Annotated in this window: 27 protein-coding genes; 6 read left to right on the forward strand and 21 right to left on the reverse strand. The window is 48.9% G+C overall.

Annotated elements, in window-relative coordinates; genetic code table 11:
• Window positions 1-237 precede the first annotated feature (237 nt).
• The 13 genes from Q0174_RS03060 to infA form a co-directional block, all read right to left on the reverse strand.
• The gene (locus Q0174_RS03060; RefSeq protein WP_297880275.1) at window positions 238-567 is read right to left on the reverse strand and encodes a YbaB/EbfC family nucleoid-associated protein; all 330 of its coding nucleotides are present in this window, start codon (window positions 565-567) and stop codon (window positions 238-240) included.
• A gap of 2 nt (window positions 568-569) precedes the next feature.
• The gene (panD, locus tag Q0174_RS03065; RefSeq protein ID WP_298041635.1) at window positions 570-917 is read right to left on the reverse strand and encodes an aspartate 1-decarboxylase; all 348 of its coding nucleotides are present in this window, start codon (window positions 915-917) and stop codon (window positions 570-572) included.
• A 16-nt stretch (window positions 918-933) separates the two neighbouring features.
• A complete protein-coding gene (locus tag Q0174_RS03070) occupies window positions 934-2,244 on the reverse strand; it encodes a UDP-N-acetylmuramoyl-L-alanyl-D-glutamate--2,6-diaminopimelate ligase (RefSeq protein ID WP_298041637.1) in 1,311 nt (436 codons plus the stop codon).
• The gene (locus tag Q0174_RS03075) at window positions 2,222-2,770 is read right to left on the reverse strand and encodes a histidine kinase (protein ID WP_298041639.1); all 549 of its coding nucleotides are present in this window, start codon (window positions 2,768-2,770) and stop codon (window positions 2,222-2,224) included. Before Q0174_RS03075 ends, Q0174_RS03070 begins: the two co-directional genes overlap by 23 nt.
• Window positions 2,760-3,026, reverse strand: a complete 267-nt coding sequence (locus tag Q0174_RS03080) for a NifU family protein (protein WP_298041641.1) — start codon at window positions 3,024-3,026, stop codon at window positions 2,760-2,762. The genes Q0174_RS03075 and Q0174_RS03080 overlap by 11 nt, the downstream gene beginning before the upstream one ends.
• A 508-nt stretch (window positions 3,027-3,534) precedes the next feature.
• Entirely contained in the window at window positions 3,535-4,095 is a 561-nt protein-coding gene (locus Q0174_RS03085) for a L,D-transpeptidase family protein (protein WP_298041642.1), read from the reverse strand.
• 30 nt (window positions 4,096-4,125) lie between these two features.
• Entirely contained in the window at window positions 4,126-4,482 is a 357-nt protein-coding gene (rplQ, locus tag Q0174_RS03090; protein WP_295150599.1) for a 50S ribosomal protein L17, read from the reverse strand.
• Window positions 4,483-5,508 carry a DNA-directed RNA polymerase subunit alpha gene (locus Q0174_RS03095; RefSeq protein WP_298041645.1) on the reverse strand — a complete coding sequence of 342 codons (1,026 nt, stop codon included), beginning with the start codon at window positions 5,506-5,508 and terminating at the stop codon, window positions 4,483-4,485.
• Window positions 5,509-5,519: 11 nt separating this feature from the next.
• Window positions 5,520-6,146: a 30S ribosomal protein S4 gene (gene rpsD, locus Q0174_RS03100; protein WP_005869858.1), complete on the reverse strand. Its 627-nt coding sequence runs from the start codon at window positions 6,144-6,146 to the stop codon at window positions 5,520-5,522.
• Window positions 6,147-6,164: 18 nt separating this feature from the next.
• Window positions 6,165-6,557 carry a 30S ribosomal protein S11 gene (gene rpsK, locus Q0174_RS03105; protein ID WP_177387174.1) on the reverse strand — a complete coding sequence of 131 codons (393 nt, stop codon included), beginning with the start codon at window positions 6,555-6,557 and terminating at the stop codon, window positions 6,165-6,167.
• Window positions 6,558-6,567: 10 nt separating this feature from the next.
• A complete protein-coding gene (gene rpsM / locus Q0174_RS03110; RefSeq protein ID WP_005869856.1) occupies window positions 6,568-6,936 on the reverse strand; it encodes a 30S ribosomal protein S13 in 369 nt (122 codons plus the stop codon).
• 3 nt (window positions 6,937-6,939) lie between these two features.
• Window positions 6,940-7,053 carry a 50S ribosomal protein L36 gene (gene rpmJ / locus Q0174_RS03115; RefSeq protein WP_005869855.1) on the reverse strand — a complete coding sequence of 38 codons (114 nt, stop codon included), beginning with the start codon at window positions 7,051-7,053 and terminating at the stop codon, window positions 6,940-6,942.
• 172 nt (window positions 7,054-7,225) lie between these two features.
• Window positions 7,226-7,444: a translation initiation factor IF-1 gene (gene infA / locus Q0174_RS03120; RefSeq protein WP_005869854.1), complete on the reverse strand. Its 219-nt coding sequence runs from the start codon at window positions 7,442-7,444 to the stop codon at window positions 7,226-7,228.
• A 188-nt stretch (window positions 7,445-7,632) separates the two neighbouring features.
• Here infA and Q0174_RS03125 point away from each other — a divergent pair, with 188 nt between their 5' ends.
• Window positions 7,633-8,505: a neutral zinc metallopeptidase gene (locus Q0174_RS03125; RefSeq protein WP_298041646.1), complete on the forward strand. Its 873-nt coding sequence runs from the start codon at window positions 7,633-7,635 to the stop codon at window positions 8,503-8,505.
• Between the two features lie 270 nt (window positions 8,506-8,775).
• Here the strand turns inward: Q0174_RS03125 and Q0174_RS03130 are convergent, their stop codons facing one another.
• Window positions 8,776-9,348 (reverse strand): NAD(P)H-dependent oxidoreductase, encoded by a 573-nt coding sequence (locus tag Q0174_RS03130; RefSeq protein WP_298041648.1) that lies wholly within the window; start codon window positions 9,346-9,348, stop codon window positions 8,776-8,778.
• 255 nt (window positions 9,349-9,603) lie between these two features.
• The gene (bcp, locus tag Q0174_RS03135; protein WP_298041649.1) at window positions 9,604-10,131 is read right to left on the reverse strand and encodes a thioredoxin-dependent thiol peroxidase; all 528 of its coding nucleotides are present in this window, start codon (window positions 10,129-10,131) and stop codon (window positions 9,604-9,606) included.
• A 377-nt stretch (window positions 10,132-10,508) separates the two neighbouring features.
• Here bcp and Q0174_RS03140 point away from each other — a divergent pair, with 377 nt between their 5' ends.
• Window positions 10,509-11,057: an NAD(P)H-dependent oxidoreductase gene (locus tag Q0174_RS03140; RefSeq protein ID WP_298041651.1), complete on the forward strand. Its 549-nt coding sequence runs from the start codon at window positions 10,509-10,511 to the stop codon at window positions 11,055-11,057.
• Window positions 11,058-11,670: 613 nt separating this feature from the next.
• Here Q0174_RS03140 and Q0174_RS03145 read toward each other — a convergent pair.
• From Q0174_RS03145 to Q0174_RS03170, 6 genes are all read right to left on the reverse strand, one after another.
• Window positions 11,671-12,096, reverse strand: a complete 426-nt coding sequence (locus Q0174_RS03145) for a TOBE domain-containing protein (RefSeq protein ID WP_005869837.1) — start codon at window positions 12,094-12,096, stop codon at window positions 11,671-11,673.
• 472 nt (window positions 12,097-12,568) lie between these two features.
• Window positions 12,569-12,925: a DUF488 family protein gene (locus tag Q0174_RS03150; RefSeq protein ID WP_298041653.1), complete on the reverse strand. Its 357-nt coding sequence runs from the start codon at window positions 12,923-12,925 to the stop codon at window positions 12,569-12,571.
• A gap of 20 nt (window positions 12,926-12,945) precedes the next feature.
• Window positions 12,946-14,292 carry an amidophosphoribosyltransferase gene (gene purF, locus Q0174_RS03155; protein WP_298041655.1) on the reverse strand — a complete coding sequence of 449 codons (1,347 nt, stop codon included), beginning with the start codon at window positions 14,290-14,292 and terminating at the stop codon, window positions 12,946-12,948.
• A 52-nt stretch (window positions 14,293-14,344) separates the two neighbouring features.
• Window positions 14,345-14,536 carry a nucleotidyltransferase domain-containing protein gene (locus tag Q0174_RS03160; RefSeq protein ID WP_298041656.1) on the reverse strand — a complete coding sequence of 64 codons (192 nt, stop codon included), beginning with the start codon at window positions 14,534-14,536 and terminating at the stop codon, window positions 14,345-14,347.
• A 28-nt stretch (window positions 14,537-14,564) separates the two neighbouring features.
• Window positions 14,565-15,326: a 4-hydroxy-tetrahydrodipicolinate reductase gene (gene dapB / locus Q0174_RS03165; protein WP_298041657.1), complete on the reverse strand. Its 762-nt coding sequence runs from the start codon at window positions 15,324-15,326 to the stop codon at window positions 14,565-14,567.
• Between the two features lie 50 nt (window positions 15,327-15,376).
• The gene (locus tag Q0174_RS03170; RefSeq protein WP_298041658.1) at window positions 15,377-18,739 is read right to left on the reverse strand and encodes a DUF748 domain-containing protein; all 3,363 of its coding nucleotides are present in this window, start codon (window positions 18,737-18,739) and stop codon (window positions 15,377-15,379) included.
• A gap of 65 nt (window positions 18,740-18,804) precedes the next feature.
• Between Q0174_RS03170 and Q0174_RS03175 the strand changes: the two genes are divergently transcribed.
• The 4 genes from Q0174_RS03175 to clpX form a co-directional block, all read left to right on the forward strand.
• The gene (locus Q0174_RS03175; protein WP_298041659.1) at window positions 18,805-19,938 is read left to right on the forward strand and encodes an epoxyqueuosine reductase QueH; all 1,134 of its coding nucleotides are present in this window, start codon (window positions 18,805-18,807) and stop codon (window positions 19,936-19,938) included.
• 33 nt (window positions 19,939-19,971) lie between these two features.
• Window positions 19,972-20,421, forward strand: coding sequence for a 3-hydroxyacyl-ACP dehydratase FabZ (gene fabZ / locus Q0174_RS03180; protein WP_291938488.1), 450 nt, complete (start codon window positions 19,972-19,974; stop codon window positions 20,419-20,421).
• Window positions 20,421-21,209 (forward strand): acyl-ACP--UDP-N-acetylglucosamine O-acyltransferase, encoded by a 789-nt coding sequence (lpxA, locus tag Q0174_RS03185; RefSeq protein ID WP_297990079.1) that lies wholly within the window; start codon window positions 20,421-20,423, stop codon window positions 21,207-21,209. The genes fabZ and lpxA overlap by 1 nt, the downstream gene beginning before the upstream one ends.
• On the forward strand, window positions 21,209-21,963 hold a 755-nt coding region (gene clpX / locus Q0174_RS03190), incomplete at its 3' end, for an ATP-dependent protease ATP-binding subunit ClpX (RefSeq protein ID WP_298041660.1). The genes lpxA and clpX, both read left to right, overlap by 1 nt.

Raw genomic sequence — 21,963 nt, forward strand, 5'->3', positions numbered from 1 at the left:
ACCCGTTAAATTTGACCGATTTGCTAAGGTTGAAATTTAATAACCTAGCGTCAAATCAAGCAAGCCGTGCTTTATGCAAACCGTATCGCCACAAAAGCTAAATTTAACGCCGCCTTATAAAATCGGGCTTCATTTAGTTCGCTACAGAAGCCGCTTGCTTCGTAAAATCCAAACCGTTCGCTAAGCAAAACAGCCATTCTATATAAAAAGCCTATTTTCACCATTTTTGAACTACGCTTAGCCCTTATTGCCGAGCAGATCGCCCAATCCACCGAGTCCTCCTAGCATGGACGCTGCGGCACCTTTCTTTTCATTTTCGACCAGCTTTATCGCGTCGCCTATCGCCGAGATCAGCAGGATCTGCAAGCTCTCTTTGTCGTTAAAAAGGCTGTCGTCGATGCTTAGATCGAGCACCTCGCCCGCGCCGTTCAGTCTGATGGCGACCATGCCCGCGCCCGATTTTACGGTAAATTCTTTGCGCGCATTCTCCTCCTCGATCTGCTTAGCCTTGGCCTGCATCTGATCGAGCATCTGCCCCATTTTCGAAAAATCCATTCCTTCGAACATCTTTACTCCGTTATTTGGTTTTTTGCGTTTACTTGCACGATTTTAGGCTTGAAGCTTCTCGCTTTTTTGGTGCTCATCTGAGCGTAGGCCACGATGATGACGATGTCGCCGACGCAGACTTTGCGCGCGGCGGCTCCGTTTAAGCAGATCTCGCCCTTTTTATCGCCGCAGATCACGTAGGTAGCGAAGCGCTCGCCGTTATTGACGTTTAGGATCTCGACTTTTTGGTATTCGCAAAGCCCCGCAGCCTCGATGAGCTCGGGTCCGATCGTGACTGAGCCTACGTAGTTTAGGTTGGCGTCCGTCACGCGCGCGCGGTGGATTTTGCTTGATAAAATTTCGATTTTCATCGGCCGTCCTTTAAATTTAGTCTAAATTTGATCCGCCTCGCGCCGCGACGAGCTCGCTCACGACCTGCTTGTCGCTGAAAGGGTGCTTCACTCCCTTGATCTCCTGGTAGGTCTCGTCGCCCTTGCCCAAAATAGCGATCATCTCGCCGTTTTTGGCAAGATCTAGCGCGCGCGCGATGGCCTCTTTGCGATCCGCGATCTTTAAAATTTTATCTTTTCGGCGCATACCGGCGCAAATTTGCTCTATGATTTCGCTCGGCTCTTCGCTGCGCGGGTTATCGCTCGTAACGATGCAGATTTTAGCAAAGTGCTCCGCAATGGCGCCCATTTTTGGACGCTTGCCGTGGTCGCGATCGCCGCCCGCGCCGAAAACCGCGATGATCTCGCCGCTTGCGCGCAGCGCGTTTAGCACCTTTTCGATGCCGTCCGGGGTATGAGCGAAATCGACGATTACAAGCGGATTTTTATTTACGATCTGCACGCGACCCTCGACGCCGCCGAAGTTTGCCAGGGCTTTTGCGATCTCCTCGTTCGGCAGCTTGGTTAGAATTTTAACCGCCGCAAACGCCGCGGTAAGGTTGTAGAGATTAAACTCGCCGATGAGATCGCTTTGAAGTTGAGCATTATCGCCGTTTGGAGTGCGCACGAGCGCGTCGATGCCGCCCTTTAGCCCGTATCCGCTCACGCTGAAACTTGCGGCGTTTTTGATACCGTAGGTAAGGGCGTTTGCGGGATTAAATTTAATATGTCCGTCGTCGGCGTTTATGAGCTTTGGCGCGTCGTCTGCGAAAAACGAGCTCTTGACTGCCGCGTATTCTTGCATGCTGCCGTGATAATCGAGATGATCTTGGCTCAAATTCGTAAAAATTTTAAGCGCAAATTCTAATCCTTCGATACGATTTTGCGCGATCGCGTGCGAGCTAACCTCCATAACGAAATACTCGCAGCCCTGCTTGCTGGCTTCGTAAAGATAGCTCATCGTCTTAAAAACCGAGCTCGTTGTAAGCCCCTTTTCGTCGATCCTGCGCTCATTTATAAAGGCGCCGCGCGTGCCGCTTAAGCCGCAGCTAAAGCCCAGATCCAGCAGCGTCGAATAGATCGCCGCCGCGGTCGTGGTCTTGCCGTTCGTGCCGGTGATGCCTACGATTTTGATGCGTGGATCGATCTTTAAAAGCTCCTTCGCTTGCGCGATAGAGATGATCTGCGCGCCTTTTTGCGCCGCTTCGGGCTCAAATTTAGCATTCGCGTCCGTGCACATAAAAAAGCAGCCCGCCTCGCACTCGGCGGAGTTGTCGGTGATAAAGTTATTTTCGAGTCGTATTTTCATAATTTTTGATTTTTTGCATCAGCGCTTCAAAGCGTTCATCGCCTGCATACGCGGCGGCCGAGCTCTCGACGTAATTAAGCCCCATTTCGTAGTAGCCGTTTTCTATCAAATTTTCTAAAAATTCTATCATCTCGGTTTTGTCCGAAATGGCGATTTTGGAGGAAAAAATGATCGATTCGAAAGCGTCTTTAAAGCCTCTTTGGCCTACCGCGCGCATAAAATCGGCATACGCGATGACTGCAATCTCATCCTCGGCGCCGGGTTCGGAGGCTGCTTCGCTCGCGATCTTTTCGTTGATGGAGTTTAAAATTTTAAAAAGCTCCGCAGTCTGAGTTTTAGGGCTGAGGTTATAAAAATCAAAGAGCATAAGCGCTTCTTCGCGGTCTGCCAGCGCGGTCTGACAAAGCTCAAGTAAAAATAGAATTTCCTCCTCGCCGCTTTTTTCGTAGGCGAGCGAAAAATACAGCTTCGCAAGCTCGAATTCCCCGCGCGAAAAGGCCTTTAGCCCCAGCTTTTTATAATTCAAACTCTTCGCCTTCGGGGACGTTTACGACGCTAAGCTCGGGGTGGATATCCATGCGGAGCTGGCGCTCGACGCCGTATTTTAGGGTCTGCGCACTTGCGGCGCAGCCGTGGCAATGCCCGGTAAGGCGGACATAGACGACGCCATTTTTTATGCCCAAAAGCTGCATGTCGCCGCCGTCGTTTTGAAGCATCGGGCGGATTAGCTCCAAGCTGCCTTGTACTGGAGCTAGAAGCTCTTCATCGCTAAATGGTATCATTAAAATTCCTTGTTTTGGTTTTGGCGAATTATATCCAAAAGCGATAAAAAAAGGCTTATCGGGGATGAAATTTAATCTGAAATTTTGCGCTAGGAGCGTGGATTTTGCGCCGTAGGTTGTAAAGAATTTATGCAGCGCGGACGGCTGAGCCATGATTTTAAAATTTTATCGATTCGGTAAGGACAAAGCCCGCGAATTATCGGGCTTGCATATATTTAAATTTAGACTATTTGCGCTATAAATTTGGGATGAAATTTCAGCCCGGTCGGGGGCTAAATTTGAGATGAAATTTCGCTTGAGCGGGAAAGAAATTTAAGGCGATTTTGTCTAAATTTATTGAGATAAACGCCGATACGATTAAATTTTTAGAGAAAACAATCCTGCTTTTAATCGCAAATTTTGCGACTACAAAAGTCTGGACGAGGAATATTATTTAAAGCTCGTGGTCGAAATTTCGCTATGTTTTATATCGATCGCGGCTGTGAAATTTCAGCGCGGGCGCGTGCAATCACGGCAAAATTTCTATCGGCGTGCCGATTTTTACGTGTTCGAAAAGCTCGTCCATATCGTCGTTGACGAGCGCTATGCAGCCCTCCGTCCAGTCGCCGAACGCCGCTATACTCTGCCCTAGGTAGCTAAATTTGTTCGGTAGCCCGTGGATTTTGATATCGCCGCCTGCGCTCTTGCCGAGGGATTTTGCGTGTGCTACGTCGGCTTTGTTCGGATAGGAGATGCCTAAATTTAGATGATACGCCGAGTTTGGGTTTTTGCCGTTTATGGTGTAGTTGCCCTCCGGGGTTTTGCCGTCGCCTTGAACCTCTTTATGTCCTTCGGGCTCGCGTCCGAGGGCGATTCTGTAGCTTTTCGCGACGCCTTTTGAGGTTAAAATTTCAAGAATTCGTTTGGATTTATAGACGCGGATTTTAGAGATTTGCTCGCCGCCCAATGCTTGCTTTAGCGGAATTTCTGGGTTGATCGTTTCGATATTTTTATAGCTAAGATAATTGTCCAATGCCCACGCTAGGCCCGCAGCGACGATAACAAGCGGAAGTAAAATTTTAAATTTCATAGAAGAAATTTCGGGAGTTATCCCGAAATTTTATTTGCTGATTAGCTCGATATAAGCCATCTCTGCGGCATCGCCCTTGCGAAGGCGGGTTTTGATGATGCGAGTGTAGCCGCCGTTTACGCCTGCGTATTTTGGAGCGATCTCGGTGACTAGTTTATTTGTCGCAGCCTTATCCTGAAGCGCCGCGAAAACAAATCTATGCGCCTCGCTGTCGCCTTTTCGCGCGCGAGTGATCAGCTTCTCGGCATAGCTTCTTAGCTCTTTTGCCTTAGGAAGTGTGGTTTCGATCTTGCCGCTAGCAACTAAAGCGATGGTTAAATTTTTAAGCAGGGCGGCACGGTGAGACGAAGTACGCCCTAGCTTCCTATATCCGTGATTATGTCTCATTTATTGTCCTTCATTCTTTTGTCTTTGAGCCTTCAGCTCGTCAAGCTTGCGTTTTAGCTGCTCTTTTTTATCGCCGAGCTCTTGGTTGCCGATAGGATAACCGATCTCCTCCATAACGGCCTTGATCTCCTCGAGCGATTTTTTGCCTAAATTCTTAAGGTCTTTAAGCTCACTCTCTTCCATAATCGCTAGCTCGCCGATAAATCTAATATCGGCGCGATCCAGGCAGTTAAAGCTTCGCGCGCTTAAGCTTAGATTGCTAACGCTCTCAAAAAGCTTTGCAAACTCGGAATTTGCAGGGATCGCTCTACCGAAAGTATCCGCAGCGCTGATATTTACGATACCTTTGAAAACCGCCAGCTGCTGATACATCGCCTCAAGCGCGTTTTTAAACGCATCTATCGCGCTGATCTGACCGTCGGTAGTGATCGTAAAGATCATCTTTTCGTAGTCGGGATTATCCTCTACAAAGACATTTTCGATGTCGTAAACAGCCTTGGTTACCGGGGTAAAAAACGCATCCAGCGCGATGAAATCAGCGTCTAAATTTTCTCTGATCTCTTCGCTTGGGACGTAGCCGATACCTTTTTCGATGATGAGCGTAAATTTAAGATCGGCATCCTCGTTTATCGTAGCTAGATAAGCGCTTGGATTTACGATCTCTACGGCGTCGTTGTTTAGGTCGCTGCCGTAAATTTCTTTAGGTCCTTTGAAGCTGTATTCTACGACCTCGCGCAGGGAATCGCCCTTGATTTTAAACCTTAAGCCTTTTAAATTTATGATAAAAGCCGCCATATCCTCGAGCATGCCGCGCATACTGTCGAATTCGTGGCTTACGCCTTCTATTTTAACCGCAGTCGGTGCGAAACCGACCGTGCTCGTATAAAGTAGCCTTCGTAAAGGATGAGCTAGAGTGACGGCATATCCCGTTTCAAAGGGATATGCTATGATTTTAGCAACATTTTCGCTGACATTCTCAACCTTTATTTCAGTTGGCATATGAGCTGATGTTGTGATTTTTCTCATATTAGCACCTACTATTTCGAGTAAAGCTCTACGATAAATCTTTCCTCTACAGGAATAACAACTTCTTCTCTCTCCGGAACTCTAGAAAAAATTCCGTATCTTTTCTCTTTTTCTACGTCGACCCACGCTACGATGCCGGTCTGTGCAGTAAGATCCAGCGCTCTTGAAATTTGCGGGTTATTTTTGCTCTTTTCGATCACTTCGATCTTTTGTCCTGCGCGGACGGAGTACGAAGGGATATCGACGCGCTTGCCGTCTACCAAGATATGTCCGTGCGTAACGAGCTGACGCGCAAATCGTCTAGTCGTAGCAAAGCCCATGCGGTAAACGACATTATCTAGTCTCTGCTCTAAAAGCTGAACCAAGATCGCTCCGGTGTTACCCTCTCTGCGAGCCGCTTCGGCAAATAGCCTGCGGAACTGCTTCTCGCTTACGCCGTACATAAATTTAGCCTTTTGTTTCTCGCGAAGCTGTGAGCCGTATTCGCTTAGTTTAGCGCGTCTTTGTCCGTGCTGACCCGGAGCGTAAGGGCGTTTTAAAAGCGCGCTCTTGCCCGCAAGCCTTCTCTCGCCTTTCATAAATAGATCAACGCCGAGCCTTCTTTCTAATTTTTCAACCGGTCCTGTATATCTAGCCATAAATTTCTCCTTTTATAATTATACGCGACGTCGTTTAGGCGGTCTGCAACCGTTGTGCGCAAGAGGAGTGATATCTTTGAAATACGTAACTTTAATCCCTTCTACGCTACCTACGCTTTTAACGGCAGTCTCGCGTCCGCTTCCCGGACCCTGAACCTTGACGCCTACCTCTTTGATGCCGTGCTCTTTGGCTTTGTTTAGCGCGTCCTCGACGGCTTGTTGCGCCGCATAAGGGGTGGATTTTTTGCTGCCTTTAAAATTTAAAGCGCCCGCACTGCTCCACGCGATCGCGTTGCCCATCTCATCCGTTACGGTTATCATAGTGTTGTTAAACGTAGCGGAGATGTAAACTATGCCTTTGGCGATATTTTTTCTGACGGTTTTTTTCTTAACTACTTTTTTTTGTGCCATATCTCAATCCTTATTTAGCTGCCGCGCCGACGGTTTTGCGTTTGCCTTTTCTGGTTCTGGCGTTCGTTTTTGTTTTTTGACCGCGAACAGGAAGGCCCTTTCTGTGTCTTAAGCCGCGATAGCCGCCCAAGTCCATAAGCGCTTTTATATCCATAGCCACTTGTTTGCGAAGATCGCCTTCGACCATATAGTGCTCCTGGATCTCTTTTCTGATAGCGGCGGCTTCATCTTCGCTCAGATCGGCGACTCTTTTATCGTAAGAAATTCCTGCCGCATCGAGAATTTTTCTCGACGTAAATAAACCTATACCGTAGATATAAGTTAGTCCGTATTCAATCCTTTTTTTCTTTGGTAGATCTACACCTGCGATACGAGCCATAACTTATCCTTGTCTTTGTTTATGTTTTGGATTTTCACAAATAACGTGAACAACACCTTTGCGCTTGACAATTTTACATTTGTCGCACATTTTCTTAACGGATGGACGAACTTTCATTCCACTCTCCTAAAATTTTCTCCACTTTAAATGCAAACTGCACCTAGGTTTAATGAAATTTCAAAAGCGAAAGTATCAAACCAACTGTTTTCAAAATAGTGGGGATTTTGAAAACACTTCTTCCTACAGTTTAGTCGCAAAATCGCGAGTATATCTAAATTTAACTTTATCCTTACTTATAGCGGTAGGTGATCCTGCCTTTATCGAGGCTGTAAGGGGTCAGCTCAACTTTTACGCGATCGCCCGGCATTATCTTGATGTAGTGCATCCGCATCTTGCCGGCGATATGACATAAAATCACGTGTTTGTTATCGAGCTCGACCTTAAAAGTCGCGTTCGGCAGCGCTTCTATGACGTTGCCGTCGATCTCTATGACGTCGTCTTTTGCCACAAATTCTCCTTTCTTTTAAATTTAAAAAGGGCGATTATATAGAATTTAAAATTTTAAACAGCTTAAAAGAAATTTAAAATAAGCAAAATTTCAGATTTATTTCGCTACGCGCGCATCGTTTTTGTAAAAGCAAGGCGGAGTTCCTTTTAAAATTTTAGTATAATGGCTCAAAATTTTAAAGGAAAAACATGAAATGGCAAGACGGCAGACGAAGCTCAAACGTGGAGGATGACCGCGCAAGCAGCATGCGCACGAGCTCCGGCTCGCTTGGGATGCTGATCCCGATCATCAGGTTTTTGCTCGGCTCAAAGATCGGGCGCATAGTGCTTGTAATCGGCGTGGTGGCGTATTTTATGGGTTACAACCCTTTGGCGCTTTTAGACGGGGGCGCTAGCACGCAGAGAGAGCCGACCGATAGCCCGCAGGAGCAAGAAAAGCTTGCCTTCGTCTCGGTAGTGCTAGCTCAAACCGAAGACGTTTGGGGCGAGATATTTAAAAGTGCGGGCGCGCGCTACGAGGAGCCAGGCTTGCGGCTTTTCCGCGATCAGATCGCAAGCGGTTGCGGCTTTGCGAGCGCGCAGACGGGACCTTTTTATTGCCCGAGGGACCGCAAAATTTATCTGGATCTCGGCTTTTTTGACGAGCTTGCGAATAAGTACAAAGCGGGCGGCGACTTCGCGCAGGCCTATGTCATCGCGCACGAAGTGGGGCATCACGTTCAAAATTTAGTCGGCACGCTAGAGCAGGTTAGCGCTCTTAAAAAGCGCGCTCGCAGCGAAGCCGAGCAAAACGCGCTTCAGGTCAAAGTCGAGCTGCAGGCGGACTGCTACGCGGGGGTCTGGGCGCACTATCTCGCAAAAACAGGGCGCGTGCTGGAGGCGGGCGACATCGACGAGGCGCTAAATGCCGCCAGCGCGATCGGCGACGATACGTTGCAGCGTAAATTTAGCGGTCGCGTCGTGCCCGATTCTTTCACGCACGGCACCTCGGCACAGCGCAAAGAATGGTTTAAAAGAGGCTTAGCGGGCGGAAACCTAAAGGCTTGCTCGTTTGAGCCGTAAAATGCATACTCCAAGTTCGTAAATTCTGCCATCTCATGTTTGAGCGCAGTGCGAGATCCTTTTCTGCGCCGTTGCAAATTTATCTATAAATCGTCGTCTCGCGTTTGAGCTGTGAGACACAGGCTTTTAGCTAGCTTGTGGGCTAGATCAAGGCGGTTTAAATTTTAAAATTTAGCTCTAAAATGAGGGCTTGCCTTTTAGCATAAATTTTTTATCAAGATATATGATATATGCGAGTAGACCCGCTACAGGCAAAACACTTGTTTTAACTTAAAATTCTTTACCCGCGCCGCCCTTTGCGCTTAAATTCCTTAAAAATTCCGCGTACTCCGCCGCGCCTTTTTCTATCTGCTCGGCACTACTTTGATAATCGACACCCGGCGTCTCTTCGGCGCCGTAAAACGCGAAAAATCCGCGCCAGTCTGCATGAAAATAGTAGCGGAATGCCAGCTCGAACGGCGCTAAAATCTGCTCCATCGTGAAATGATACCGCCCGCTAGGCGCGTAGTCGGTGCGCTTGATGCCCGCGCTCACCGCCAGCGCCACGGCGCGCCCGCGCATGCCCTCGCTCGCTCGCCCGTAGGCAAATCCATACGTCATCGTCGCATCGATCCAGCTTTTTAAAATCGCGGGTGAGGAGAAATTATGCAGCGGAAATTGCAGCACCAGCGCGTCGTGAGCTTTGATTATCGCGCGCTCGCGCTCGCCGTCTATCTCGCCGCTAGGATACTCGCGCGCTAGGTCGCGCACGGCGAAATTTTGCGCGGCGGCCTCTTTCAAAAACCGTTTGTTTATGATCGAATTTTTAATGTCCGGATGGGCTAGAATGATTAAATTTTTCATATTTTTCCTTTAAAATTTTGGTTTAGGGCGATAAATTTACCGCTAAAATCCGCAGATATAGCCCCGCCTTAGAATTTCGCTTTCAAATGAGCGGCGTAATTTAGAGGCAAAATTTCAAGACTAAATTTTAATGCCGAAGCTTCGGCGCTTAAATTTTGACGCCGAAATTCCGTAGCAAATTCAGTGCATAAATTTCATAATTAAAGCTTGGCGCTCAATGCGCCAGAGCCCCGCTTCAAAACACCGCCTAGCGCTTTATTTCCCCGTAGCTAGCAGATCCGCGAGCACCTTTGCGGCGTGATCCTTTGCCTTGACGCTTTTATAGACCTTTAAAATTTTGCCGTCCGCACCGATCAGAAAGGTCGAGCGCACGATGCCCAGATACTCGCGCCCATAGTTTTTGCGCACCTGCCACGTGCCGTATAGCTTGGCTACCTCGTGCTGCGGATCGCTCAGCAGGATGTGCTTTAGGCTTTGCTTGGCGATGAAGCCCGCGTGGGATTTGGCGCTGTCGGGGCTGATGCCGACGATCACGCAGTCTGCAGCGATAAAATCATCGTATGCGGCGCTAAATTCGCACGCTTCGGTCGTGCAGCCGGGGGTGTTGTCCTTGGGGTAAAAATACAGCGCGACCTTTTTTCCCGCGAAGTCCTTTAGTGCGACGCTCGCTCCGTCGGCGTTTTGCAAGCTAAACTCGGGCGCCGCGTCTCCCGCTTGCAGCGTGATTTTGCGCTCGCGATCCTCTGCGCTGAACTCGTCTTCGATCTGTGTTTTTCTCTGCATATCGTTTCCTTTTTTTGAAATTTTCGGGCTCGTAGCCCAAATCGCGGCTAAATTTTAATCTTTTTTCATAAATTTATCCTTGCTTGGATAAAATTTTGCTCCGCGCCGTAGCTGCGCGCGCATTGGACGGATCGTAAGCAGATCGTTCTAGACGAGACTAATCCTGGAAGCTTGTGCTTTACGGCACGCGTAAAAACATTTGTTGCACATGCCTTGAGGCAGTATGGTACGAGAGCGCCTCGTATCTATCGTGCCGCACAAATTCAAATTCCCCACAAGAAAAAATAACTCTTCATTTTCTACCCCCCCCTTTTTTTTTAATCTACTCTTAGCTTTTTAACGATATGATTGCTTAAAATTTTAACGAAGGAGACAAGATGAAAACGCTCGTGATCTTATCGCATCCCAATTTCGCTGCCTCGCGCGTGAACAAAGCCCTATCGCAGGTCGCAAAGGGCACCGCCGGCGTGGAGGTACGCCATTTAGAGGGGCTTTACGGCTCGGATTTTGCGCGTATCGACGTCCGCGCAGAGCAAGACGCGCTATTGGGCGCCGACCGCATCGTATTTTTGTACCCGATGTACTGGCTAAACGTGCCGCCTATGCTAAAAGCCTATATCGACATCGTCTTTTCGCACGAGTTGGTGGGTTCCGGCGTGCTTAAAGGCAAGGTCTTGCAGCTTGCGCTAAGTGCTAGTACGCCGCTTAGCGAGTACTCTAAGCAGGGCGCTATCGGCTTTAGCTTGGATGAAATTTTAACGCCGCTTAAGATCACGGCAAACTATTGCGGGATGGACTTTGCCGTGCCGTTTATCAGCAGCGGGTTTGAGCCGGGCGAGTTTGGCGACGATGCCGTAGAGGCTGCAACCGCACGCTTTGGTAAGCTGTTGCGAGGCGAGTTGAGTCCCGGCGAGTATCAAATTTAGCAAAGCAAATGCCCGCTACCCGCGGCTACGAGCCAAAATTTTAGGAGAGTGATTTATTCGCGGAATCCACGCCTTTTAACGAGCCGATCGGTAAAAGCTCAAAAAACGCTCGGGTTTAGGGCAAGGCGATCGGCTCGATGATCTGTCCGTGCTGCTATCTATCGGCGGTTAGTGTGTGCCGCTATGATCTAGATCGGCTCATTCTTGGTGTGGACATCTGCGCGAGGATCGATCGCTACTGCGCAAAGCGGCGGCGCATCGCGAGCGCGCAAAATATGAAAGCACATTACTATAAGCGAGCGAGCGGGGCAAGGGCGGGTCTGCGTTTCATAAATATATCGCGCGTGGGCTTACCTGCTGCATAGATGCAAAGCCTGCGCAAAATTCGCACTGCGGTAAAATAGGGCAAGACCGTTCTTGGTGTGATTGGGGCTGAATGTCGCGCGGGGTGCATCTGCGCGCATGAGAGAAAAGACCGCTTATAGCGTTATTTGAGCTGCTACGAAATTTGATTTATCAAAAGAGATTTTTGAAGAAGGAGCAGAATTTATAAAATTTCGCTCCTTTATTTTGCGATATTTAAAGCGTGCACATCGTTTCGCGCAATGCAAAATTATTTTACACCGACGATGATTTGAGTAGCTTTGATGATCGCAGTTACTTCGTCGCCGACTGCTAGCGCCAAATTTTTAACAGAGCTGTTTGTGACGATCGCGCTTAGATTCTCACCGCCTGCGGTTCTGACATCGATTTCAGCATTGATTGCGCCCTCTTTAACGGCGGTGATTTTGCCTTTTAGTTGATTTGCAGCACTTAGGCGAAGATCATTTTCTCCCTTTGAAATGATGACATTCGGGGCTTTGAATAAAAATACTGCCTCTTTGCCGGCTTTTAAATCCAAAGTTTTTTCAGAATCAACCGTCACGGTTGCTTTTAGCACGTCGCCGCCTCTGGTTTTAGCTGTGATTAGCGAATTTACCGCACCTGTTTTTACATCGCTGATTACGACGTGAAGCTGATTTCTAGCACTTATTGCCATAGTTTCTCCTTGTAAAAAATTGCGAGCAATGTTAGCGGCAAATCCTTAAATGAAATTTAAAAATGCTGCGTGTAAGAAATTAATTTGATTTGTTGCGAATTTATATTAAGCTCACTTTTCAAATTCCTAGCTTGCATTATGAAAAATAGCGTTAAAAAATAGATGAAATTCTAAATTTGCATATATTAAATCGAGTTATTTTCCTTGAAATTTTATTTGCTTTTTATAAAATTCTGCGTTTTTTAGAGCTCTGACGCAAAATTTAGCGTTTGTTTTATGCGCATCTGTGAAGTGTACATCCGGATAGAAAATTTATCTCAAATCGGGTCTGGCAAGGCTTTAAGAGCGCTCCGCTCACGCCTGTTCGCTGAATTTTGCGCCTCGCACATCGGTTTTACGAGTGAATTGGCGAGCGAGGCGGTTTTACATTTGCTTTAAAATATGGCGGGCAGTGCGCTTTGAGCGCAAAATTTTAGCGCACCTTGCTTTGCAGAAAATCACGCAGAATTATCGCGTGGTTGCAGTGCTCGTCCTTTGCGGCATATAGCAGCGTGACGGCCGGCTCGTTTTTAACCTTTTTCAAAAATTCAGCTACGGCGGGATTTTGCTCAAGTTCAGCCAGGTAAAGCTCCTTAAAATGGGCGAAATTCTCAGGCTTATGCGCGAAAAGCTTGCGTATTTCGGTGCTAGGCGTTATGTCCTTTGCCCACATATCAAGCTCCAGCGTGTCTTTTTTTATGCCACGCGGCCATAGCCTATCGCAAAGCACGCGAAAACCATCCTCTTCCTCCGCGCTCTCATAGACGCGTTTAATTTTAAATTTTGTCATAGTTTGCTCCTTTAAATTTGCTAATCTTTGATGAAATAATCGCCGTCGAAGCTTACGAGCGAGTATTTGCGCTCGCCCCCAAGCGCCTCTACGAGTTCGGGCACGCTAAGAAACGTGAGGCTATCGGCGCCTATAAATTTGCAAATTTCATCCGTGCTCATATTCGCGGCGATCAGCTCGCGCACGCTCGGCGTGTCGATACCGTAGCGCTCGGGATACTTTAGCTCGGGGCTTGCGATGCACATATGTACGCGCGCTGCGCCCGCATGGCGCAGAAGCTCGACGATCTTTTTGCTCGTGGTGCCGCGCACGATGCTGTCGTCGATCACCGCGACGCTCTTGCCGTGCAGTGCCGCGCCGATCGGATTTAGCTTGAGTTTGACCTTTAAATTTCGTACCTCTTGCGTCGGCTCGATGAAGGTGCGGCCGATGTAGTGGTTGCGCACGATCGCCATCTCAAAGGGGATTTTGCTCTCTTGCGCAAAACCCAGCGCCGCCGGTACGCCGCTATCGGGCACAGGCACGACGAAATCAGCCTTTAAACTCCTACATTTTCGCGCGAGCGCCGCGCCCAGTTTTTTTCTGACCTCATATACGTTTTTGCCCTCTACGACGCTGTCTGGGCGCGCAAAGTAGATGTATTCAAACGCGCAAATTCTAGCCTCCGCGGCTTTTAAAATTTGAACCGAGCTAAACTCATCCTTGCCCTCTTCGAAGATCACCATCTCGCCGGGCTTTACGTCACGGATGAACTCGGCTCCTACGAGATCAAACGCGCAGGTCTCGCTCGCGACGATGTAGCCGCCGTCTTTGAGCCTGCCGATGCTAAGCGGACGCACGCCGTAGCGATCGCGCACGGCAAACATCTTCGAGCGGCTCAGGATCAGAAGCGAATACGCGCCCACGCACTGCTGTAGCGCCTCGACGATGCGGTCTTTTAGATGCTCCTGCTTGCTGCGTGCGATGAGGTGCAGGATATTTTCGGTGTCCATGCCGGACTGAAAGATCGCCCCCTCGCTTACAAGCTTGCGGCGGATTTCGTCTTTATTGATCAAATTTCCGTTATGAACGATCGAGATCTCCCCTAGTGCGTAGTTGCCCGCAACAGGCTGCGCATCCTTTAGGCTATCTGCGCCCGCGGTGCCGTAGCGGTTGTGGCCGATCGCGATGTTGCCCTTTAAAATTTCAAAACTCGCGGGGCTAAAAACCTCCGTCACGAGCCCCGTGGCTTTGATCGTTTTGATGTGATGATTAAAGCTCGAGCTGATGCCGCTTGCCTCCTGGCCGCGGTGCTGCATGGCAAAAAGCCCGTAATACGCGGTCTTAGCCGCACCTTCGGAATTTATGACTCCCACGATTGCGCACATTTTCTAACCTCTTAAATTTTATTTTTTAGAAATTTATCTATATTTTGTTTTATCATTGACGGCTTGCCGTCCGGCATGTTGCCGGCGCCTCATCAAATAGATCGGCTGAAATTTTAAACCTCTCGGCGATATTTGCTCTACCTTTGGCGTAGCTGCCGAATAGCCCGACTTTGTAAATTCCAAAGCTTTCAAGCTCGGGCTTTGGCTCGCGCAAAAAATTTAAAATTTCATCTTTGGTTGGCATTTTTTCCTCTTAAATTTAGCCGCAAAGCCTAGATTCCTAAGCAGTCGTCTATGCCGTAAAGCCCGCTATTTTGGGCCGCTAGCCATACCGCTGCCTTTATCGCGCCTCTGGCAAAGGTCGCGCGCGAAGTCGCCGTATGATTTAGCTCGATGAACTCGCCCTCGCCGTAAAATCCCACGGTGTGGCGTCCGACTATATCGCCGCCGCGTAGCGACATCACGGCGATCTCGTCCTTGCTCCGCTCGCCAATGAGCCCGTCGCGACCGCTTACGCGCACGTCTTTTAAGTTTAGCTCGCGCGCGCTTGCGGTGCTTTCCGCAAGGCTCATCGCCGTGCCGCTCGGGGCGTCTTTTTTGTGGCGGTGGTGCATCTCTAAAATTTCGCAGTCAAAATCGCGCAGGCTCCTGCTGGCAAGCGCTACGAGTTTGTTTAGCACCGCGACGCCTAGGCTCATATTCGTAGCGTGCAGCACGGGCATATTTGCGCCGCACTCGCGCAGTAGCCGCTCGCCCTCCTCTCCTAGAGCCGTCGTGCCGATACAAAGCGGCTTTGGGTGCGAAAGCGCAAATTTCATTAAGCTTATCGCGCCGTCTCGGATCGTGAAGTCTATCACGACGTCGCAGCTGCTAAAAAGCTCGTCGTAGCTGCTTACTACGGCGCAGCTCGGCGTATAATCAAGCGGCGCGACCGTGTAGATCACGCTTGCTCGTGCCTGATCGAAATTTTTCAGGCATTCGTAGATCATCGTGCCCATTCTGCCGCTTCCGCCGTGAATTCCTATATTTATCATCGCCGTTCCTTTAAATTTAGTCCGCTTAGTATAGCCAAATTTTGCTTACGCTAATTTTCAAGACCCAGGTTTAGCGGGATAAAGCTGTTTTGTTTAAGCTCCGCTTCGCTCGGTTTTTTGATCTCTATACGAGAGGCGCTTACGCCGCGCTGCACGAGTGCTGATTGCACGGCGGCCGCCCTAGCAAGGGCTAACTCATCAAGACGCGAACGGGTAAATTTCTGCGCTGCTATCAGCTCCTCCATCGCCTCATCGCCGCCGGATTTGATGCTGTATTTGATCTTAAGCGCCGCTATGGCTTCATCCGTAGAGAGCCCCTGCTTATTAGACATCAGCGTGAGGGCATTTTGCAGCGAGCGCCTTTGAAACTCGTGAGTATCGAGCTTTTCGTTGTACGCAGAGTTTAGGATGATCTTAAGATCGGGCTTAGCTTTTGCGACCTTGGCTAAATCATCTATTTTAGAGTTTTCGCTGATTAAAATTTCGCTGCTCGCTGCCTCAAAATCGATACTTTCGAGCTTTTTCGTATCCACGCCTGCGATCTTTCCCATAAATCTAAACGGACTTAACACGATGTCAGATAGCAGCTTTTTGACCGCACCCCAAACCAGCGCGCCGTAGCTAAATTTCGGATCGCTCAGCGTGCCGCTTAGAGGCAAGCTAATATCGATCTGATCGTCGCTGTTCTTTAGGATCGATACGACTAGACCGATCGGAAGACTCAGCGCATCCTTGCTCTGCACCTCTTTGCCGAGCTCGAAGCGGTCTAAATTTAGATCATTGCTTGCGTTTAGCTTGCCATCGTCGATTTTGTAGGCAAGTTTTAAATTTAACTTGCCGCCCGCGATTTCATTGCCGATATATTTGGCGGTATAGGGCGATGCGGGCGCAAGCGGAATCTCCTTTAAAACGACGTTTATATCGCTTTTGCGTTTAAAATCCAGCGGATAGGCGCGCGCCGTGATGCTCGCTAGCCCGCTTCCGCTTACGAGCGAGCTAAATTTGATATCCGCCGCTCGCTTCGGACTGATTTCGCTGATGCTTGCTTTCATATCGCTGATGCGCAGTTTAAAGGGCGTTGCTAGACTCTCGTCGGTGAAATTTAAACTTCCGCCGCTAAGCGAGATATTTTTTACGCTCCACGCAAAGTTTGCCTTGCTTTTTGCGGGTCTGCTAGGTGCCGCTTCGGCGGGCTTTGCGGCCTGTTTTGCCTGCGCGGCGGGCTTTATCAGCGAGAGCAAATTTAAACGCCTATCTTTATTTAGCGAGATATTTGCCGCGGGTGAGCCAAGAGCGATCTTATTTAGTGTGAGAGAGCTTGGGCTTAGCGCGATTTGCGCGACATTCAGCGACGCAAGGGAGAAAATTTTATCCCTGCCCGAGCTTAGCGCCAAGCCTTTGCCTGAAAGCTTTGCTTCGAGCGAGAAGGCGTTTGAAAACTTCAGCTGCCCTTGCGTAGCGAGCTCGCCGGCGATGGAGCCTGCGATAAATTCCGCTGCATATTTGTTAAAAACGCTCAAATTTGGTGCATTTAGGCTGAAGTTCACGCCTACGTTAAGCGGCGCGATGCTAGCCTTACCGTCCGCGTTAGCGGTGATTTCGCCCGTGATAAGGCTTGCTTTGATACCGAAGGGCTCGGCGAAATTCGAGCTTAGCCCGCTTAGCGTGGCGCTGAAATCCTTGATCTCGTGCACGTTGTTTTTAACGATAAAGCTCTCGTCGATCTTGGCCTTTGCGCCCATTACGGAGGCCTCGCCGATCTTAAATTTTAAAACGGGACTTTTAGAGGGCTTTTTAGAATCTGAATTTGCGCCGCTTGCCGTAGAATTTGCATCCGCTTGGTTTGAGGCGCTAGAGCTTGCCGTTTTTTTGAAGCTTGCGGGATTTTTAGAGATCGCGCTTAAGATCGCCAGATCGTTTATGCTTTTTGCTCCGTCAGCGTCCACCTCCGAGTTGAAAAACGGCTCGTTTAGCAAAATTTTATCCACGCCCAGATCGAGATCCGCGACGTTAAATTTCACCCCTTGCACGCCGAAGCTTTCAAATCCGCTAAAAATTCCGTTTTTGTTTGCTATTTTGGAGTTTGAAATTTTAGCAAACTTCAGACTTGCGCCGTTTTGCATGCCCTCTTTGTCGTAGCTAAATGCGCCCAGCTCGGTTGCGGCGACCGAAATTTTATCGCTGCGTGCTAGCGTAATCTGCGTATCCGCGATACTAAAGGCGCCAAAACCCGTATGAAGGGCCGTATCGTTACCTTCGGCGTTAAATTTTAAGAAATTTTCCGTGATTTTAGTATCGTTTGAGACGACCGAAATTTGCGGGTTTGCAAAGCTTGAGCGGTTTAGATCTACGCTTTTTACGGCGGAGTTTAGCCGCAAGTTTGCCCCCGTTTTATTAAAATCCAGCGCAAAATCCGCGACCCGTGCGCCCTCAAAACCCGTGGAAATTTTGGTTTCGTTCATATCGTATTTTGCGCCTGAAACTAGCACTTGCGGGATTACCACTTTGCCTGAAATTTCATTCGAGATGTCCGTATTCAGCTCAAAGCTCGGGATTTTCAGCGAGTCTAGCGAAATTAAGCTTTGATCTTGCAAAATTTCTAGGCTTTGCAGCTCGAGCTTTGAGTTTTCAAGCGCAAATTTTATATTTTCATCGATGCTCAATCGGTAATTCAGCTCGGCGGAAAGGAAGCCGTTTTTAAACCGCACGCCGCTAGGATCGAGGTATGATAGCCAAAACGGATCGATTTTCAGTCGCGAGATATCTACCTTGCCGTGTAGACGAAGAGGCGCCAGGTCGATGGCTCCATCGAAGCTCAGCGCGTCGTATGTACGCGAAACGGCGCTTAAATCGTGCTCGCCGATCGTTTCATCCTTTAAATTTAGTCCGTTGATCTCATAATTTAGCTCGGTCGAAATGAGCGAAAATGGCCTTTTTAGGGAGTTATCGACGTAGCCCAGAGAGCCGCGCTCGATCTTAAAATTATTCAGCGTGACGTTGAAGCTGGAGTTTTCATCCTTGTTTTCGCTCTTTTGCTCTGAAAGTAGCGGCTCAAAATTGAAGGTGCCGTTTTGCTCGCGCTCGACGTGAAATTTAGGGGATTTAAGATGTAAAATTTCTACCGCGAGAGTCTTTTTAAAAAGCTTTGAAAAACCGATTTTTAAATTTATCTCATCGGCGCTAAACAGCGGCTTAAAGGTGCTAAGCTCCGGCTTGGTAACGTTTAGCTCGTAGGTAAAGGGGTTAAATTTAGCATCTTGCACGCTAAAGCTTGCTCTGCCCTCTAAAATTTTAGGCAGCGCCTTTTCGATAAAAAGCGGCACGCCGAAAAAGCCCGCAAGCACGTAAAATAGCGCAAATCCGCCCAAGCCGCAAGCAAACTTACGCCAGTGTTTTATAAAAAAATTTTTCATTTTTCCGCTCATTAATTTTGATAGCGTAAAATTATATCCAAAAATTTCGTGCAAAGGGTTAAATTTTGCTGGTTCACATCTGCTGCTCGGTCGATTGCGATTATTTTTTGCGCCGCTTAAAAGAGCTCACGCAAGAGCCGCTAATAGGCTATTTCTACGATCCAAACATCCACCCCTATGGCGAATATGTTCTTAGAATGCACGACGCGAAGCGGGTTTGCGAGAATTTAGGGATTAAATTTATCCCGGGCGAGTATGATTTACAGGGCTGGCTAGACGGCGCGCGCGGGCTTGAAAATGAGCCCGAGAAAGGCGCGCGCTGCGAGTTTTGCTTTGATTTTCGTATGCAAAAAACGGCCGAGCTCGCGCTAAGTTTGGGCCAGCGTAAAATCACCACGACTCTTCTTATGAGTCCCAAAAAATCGCACTCTCAGCTCTGCGCCTCGCTACAGCGCATCTGCGAGCGCTGCGGACTGGAGTTTATCGCGCCCGATTTTCGCAAAAACGGCGGCACGAACGAGCAGTTTGCGCTCGCGAAAAAAGACGCGCTCTATCATCAAAACTACTGCGGCTGCATCTACGCGCTTGCGGCGCAGCGGAATGATCAGCAAAGGGTTGAGCGAAATTTGGGCGGAAGTCTGACGGCGGATTTGAAGCAAAATTTAGCCCAAGGCGCCGAAATTTACGAGCTAATGTCGTCGATCGATCGGCAAATCCTGCCCGCTTCGGTAGAGGAGAAGTTGAAATTTTACAAAAAGCTTTGCTCGCTCGAAAGAAAAGGGGTTAAATTTAGCGTGCTGCGCGATCAGTTTTTAAATTACCGCCTGCTCCGTGCATGGATTAAATTTGACGGCAAGGTCGCGCCTTCGTTTGTGCTATTTGGCTCGCATTTTACGCGCGAAAACGTGAAGTTTAGCATAGAGCGGGAGTGCGAAATTTTTTGCAGCGACAAGGGCGAGATTAAAATTTTAAGCCTGGCGAAATTTAACGAAATTTCAAGATCAAATTTCAAAAGCGTATCCGAAATGCTAAAAAATCCGCCGAGTCTTGCGCGCCAAAATAAAGCTCGTGCCGCCCTGTGCGCTGCGGGCTCGCTCTCGCCGATTATCGTCACGGACGAGATAAGAGCCGCCAAAGTTCAAATTTACGGGCTCTCGCGCATATTTTTAGACGTTAGGGAAATTTTAGTAAGAATTTGATAAGATTCCAAAATTTCTAAAAAAGGCAGATCAATGATAGATATAAACGAAATCCTCTCCATCCTACCTCATCGTTTTCCGTTTTTGTTGATAGATCGCGTCGAAGAGCTCAGCATCGGCGAAAGTATCAAGGCCTATAAAAACGTAACCTACAACGAGCAGATCTTTCAGGGCCACTTCCCAGGCCACCCGATCTATCCGGGCGTAATGATAATCGAGGGCTTGGCGCAGGCGGGCGGCGTGCTGGCGTTTAAGAGCATGGAGAAAGACGGCGTCGATCTAAGCGACAAAGTCGTGTATTTTATGAGTATCGACAACGCTAAATTTAGAAGTCCCGTCCGCCCCGGCGATAAGCTTGAGTATCGCATCAGCGTAATCAAACATCGCGGACGCATCTGGGTGCTAAAGGGCGAAGCCTATATCAACGACGGCGCCACATTGGCCGCGCAGGCGGAACTTCAAGCGATGATAATGGATAAATGATGGCTAAAGTTCACCACACGGCGATCATCGAGGACGGCGCGCAGATCGGAGCCGAGGTTGTAATCGAGCCGTATGCTTTCATAAGCGCGCAGGCTAAAATCGGCGACGGCTGCACGATCAAGCAGGGCGCGCGCATCATCGGCGATACGCAAATCGGCGAGGGCTCTAAAATTTTTTCATACGCGATCGTGGGCGAAATTCCGCAGGATATGAGCTTTGAAGAGGGCGAGCGAACGGGGTTAGTCATCGGCAAAAACGCTACGATTCACGAGTTTTGCACGATTAGCTCGGGCTCGCATAAGGGCGACGGATTTACGCGCATCGGCGATAATCTCTTTATGATGGCGTATTGCCATATCGCGCACGATTGCGTGCTGGGCAGCAACATAATCCTAGCCAACAACGCCACGCTCGCAGGCCACGTTGTAATGGGCGATTATGCCGTTATTGGCGGGCTTACCCCCGTGCATCAGTTCGTCCAAATCGGCGAGAGCTGCATGATCGCAGGGGCTAGCGCGCTTAGTCAGGACGTGGTGCCGTTTTGTCTAGCCGAGGGAAATCGCGCCTATATTCGCGGGCTAAATTTAACGGGCATCCGCCGCCGCTTCGATAAAGAGACGGTCGAGACGATAAATCGGGCGTATAAATTTTTATTCAACCAAGGCGGGGGTTTAAAGGAGCAGGCACAAATTTTATTAAACGAAACGAGCGATCAAAACGTGCGCAAGATGTGCGAGTTTATAATCAACACAAAACGCGGGATTCCGCTAGATAAAGGTAAAATTTAATGGCAAACAAGTGCAGTTTTTGCGGTGAGACGGGCGCGGACGGACGTCGTATCTATCCTAACGACGACGGTACGGCGGCTATCTGCAGCTATTGTATCGATATGGCATATGCCGCTATCCACGGCAGCGAGGGTCAAAATGAGGCGGTACAAAATCAAAATAAAGAGATCGATTTCGAGGCTATCAAGCCAAAGGCGCTGATGGAGGTTCTAAACCGCTACGTCATCGGTCAGGAGCGCGCTAAGAAAATTTTTAGCGTCGGCGTTTACAATCACTACAAAAGAATTTTCAGGCAGACCGACGCAAAGGGCGACGATACCGAAATTTCAAAATCAAATATCTTGCTCATCGGCCCTACCGGCAGCGGTAAGACGCTTATGGCGCAGACCTTGGCGAAATTTTTGGACGTGCCGATCGCCATTAGCGACGCTACGAGCCTAACGGAAGCGGGCTACGTCGGCGAGGACGTAGAAAATATCCTCACCCGCCTTTTGCAGGCCGCGGACGGCGACGTAGAGAAGGCGCAGCGCGGTATCGTCTTCGTAGACGAGATCGATAAGATCGCGCGAATGAGCGAAAACCGCAGCATCACGCGCGACGTAAGCGGTGAAGGGGTGCAGCAAGCGCTACTTAAAATCATCGAAGGAAGCGTCGTAAACATCCCTCCAAAGGGCGGCCGCAAGCATCCAAATCAGGACTTCATCCAGATCGATACGACAAATATTTTGTTCGTCTGCGGCGGCGCGTTCGACGG

Origin of the sequence: uncultured Campylobacter sp. (assembly GCF_937996225.1) — a bacterium.
Classification (GTDB): Bacteria; Campylobacterota; Campylobacteria; order Campylobacterales; family Campylobacteraceae; genus Campylobacter_B.

Excerpts from the sequence above, each read along its gene's own strand:
- Q0174_RS03060 (WP_297880275.1), bottom strand. The coding sequence starts at position 567 with ATGTTCGAAGGAATGGATTTTTCGAAAATGGGGCAGATGCTCGATCAG.
- panD (WP_298041635.1), bottom strand. The coding sequence starts at position 917 with ATGAAAATCGAAATTTTATCAAGCAAAATCCACCGCGCGCGCGTGACG.
- Q0174_RS03070 (WP_298041637.1), bottom strand. The coding sequence starts at position 2,244 with ATGAAAATACGACTCGAAAATAACTTTATCACCGACAACTCCGCCGAG.
- Q0174_RS03080 (WP_298041641.1), bottom strand. The coding sequence starts at position 3,026 with ATGATACCATTTAGCGATGAAGAGCTTCTAGCTCCAGTACAAGGCAGC.
- Q0174_RS03085 (WP_298041642.1), bottom strand. The coding sequence starts at position 4,095 with ATGAAATTTAAAATTTTACTTCCGCTTGTTATCGTCGCTGCGGGCCTA.
- rplQ (WP_295150599.1), bottom strand. The coding sequence starts at position 4,482 with ATGAGACATAATCACGGATATAGGAAGCTAGGGCGTACTTCGTCTCAC.
- Q0174_RS03095 (WP_298041645.1), bottom strand. The coding sequence starts at position 5,508 with ATGAGAAAAATCACAACATCAGCTCATATGCCAACTGAAATAAAGGTT.
- rpsD (WP_005869858.1), bottom strand. The coding sequence starts at position 6,146 with ATGGCTAGATATACAGGACCGGTTGAAAAATTAGAAAGAAGGCTCGGC.
- rpsK (WP_177387174.1), bottom strand. The coding sequence starts at position 6,557 with ATGGCACAAAAAAAAGTAGTTAAGAAAAAAACCGTCAGAAAAAATATC.
- rpsM (WP_005869856.1), bottom strand. The coding sequence starts at position 6,936 with ATGGCTCGTATCGCAGGTGTAGATCTACCAAAGAAAAAAAGGATTGAA.
- rpmJ (WP_005869855.1), bottom strand. The coding sequence starts at position 7,053 with ATGAAAGTTCGTCCATCCGTTAAGAAAATGTGCGACAAATGTAAAATT.
- Q0174_RS03125 (WP_298041646.1), top strand. The coding sequence starts at position 7,633 with ATGAAATGGCAAGACGGCAGACGAAGCTCAAACGTGGAGGATGACCGC.
- Q0174_RS03130 (WP_298041648.1), bottom strand. The coding sequence starts at position 9,348 with ATGAAAAATTTAATCATTCTAGCCCATCCGGACATTAAAAATTCGATC.
- bcp (WP_298041649.1), bottom strand. The coding sequence starts at position 10,131 with ATGCAGAGAAAAACACAGATCGAAGACGAGTTCAGCGCAGAGGATCGC.
- Q0174_RS03140 (WP_298041651.1), top strand. The coding sequence starts at position 10,509 with ATGAAAACGCTCGTGATCTTATCGCATCCCAATTTCGCTGCCTCGCGC.
- Q0174_RS03145 (WP_005869837.1), bottom strand. The coding sequence starts at position 12,096 with ATGGCAATAAGTGCTAGAAATCAGCTTCACGTCGTAATCAGCGATGTA.
- Q0174_RS03150 (WP_298041653.1), bottom strand. The coding sequence starts at position 12,925 with ATGACAAAATTTAAAATTAAACGCGTCTATGAGAGCGCGGAGGAAGAG.
- purF (WP_298041655.1), bottom strand. The coding sequence starts at position 14,292 with ATGTGCGCAATCGTGGGAGTCATAAATTCCGAAGGTGCGGCTAAGACC.
- Q0174_RS03160 (WP_298041656.1), bottom strand. The coding sequence starts at position 14,536 with ATGCCAACCAAAGATGAAATTTTAAATTTTTTGCGCGAGCCAAAGCCC.
- dapB (WP_298041657.1), bottom strand. The coding sequence starts at position 15,326 with ATGATAAATATAGGAATTCACGGCGGAAGCGGCAGAATGGGCACGATG.
- Q0174_RS03170 (WP_298041658.1), bottom strand. The coding sequence starts at position 18,739 with ATGAAAAATTTTTTTATAAAACACTGGCGTAAGTTTGCTTGCGGCTTG.
- fabZ (WP_291938488.1), top strand. The coding sequence starts at position 19,972 with ATGATAGATATAAACGAAATCCTCTCCATCCTACCTCATCGTTTTCCG.
- lpxA (WP_297990079.1), top strand. The coding sequence starts at position 20,421 with ATGGCTAAAGTTCACCACACGGCGATCATCGAGGACGGCGCGCAGATC.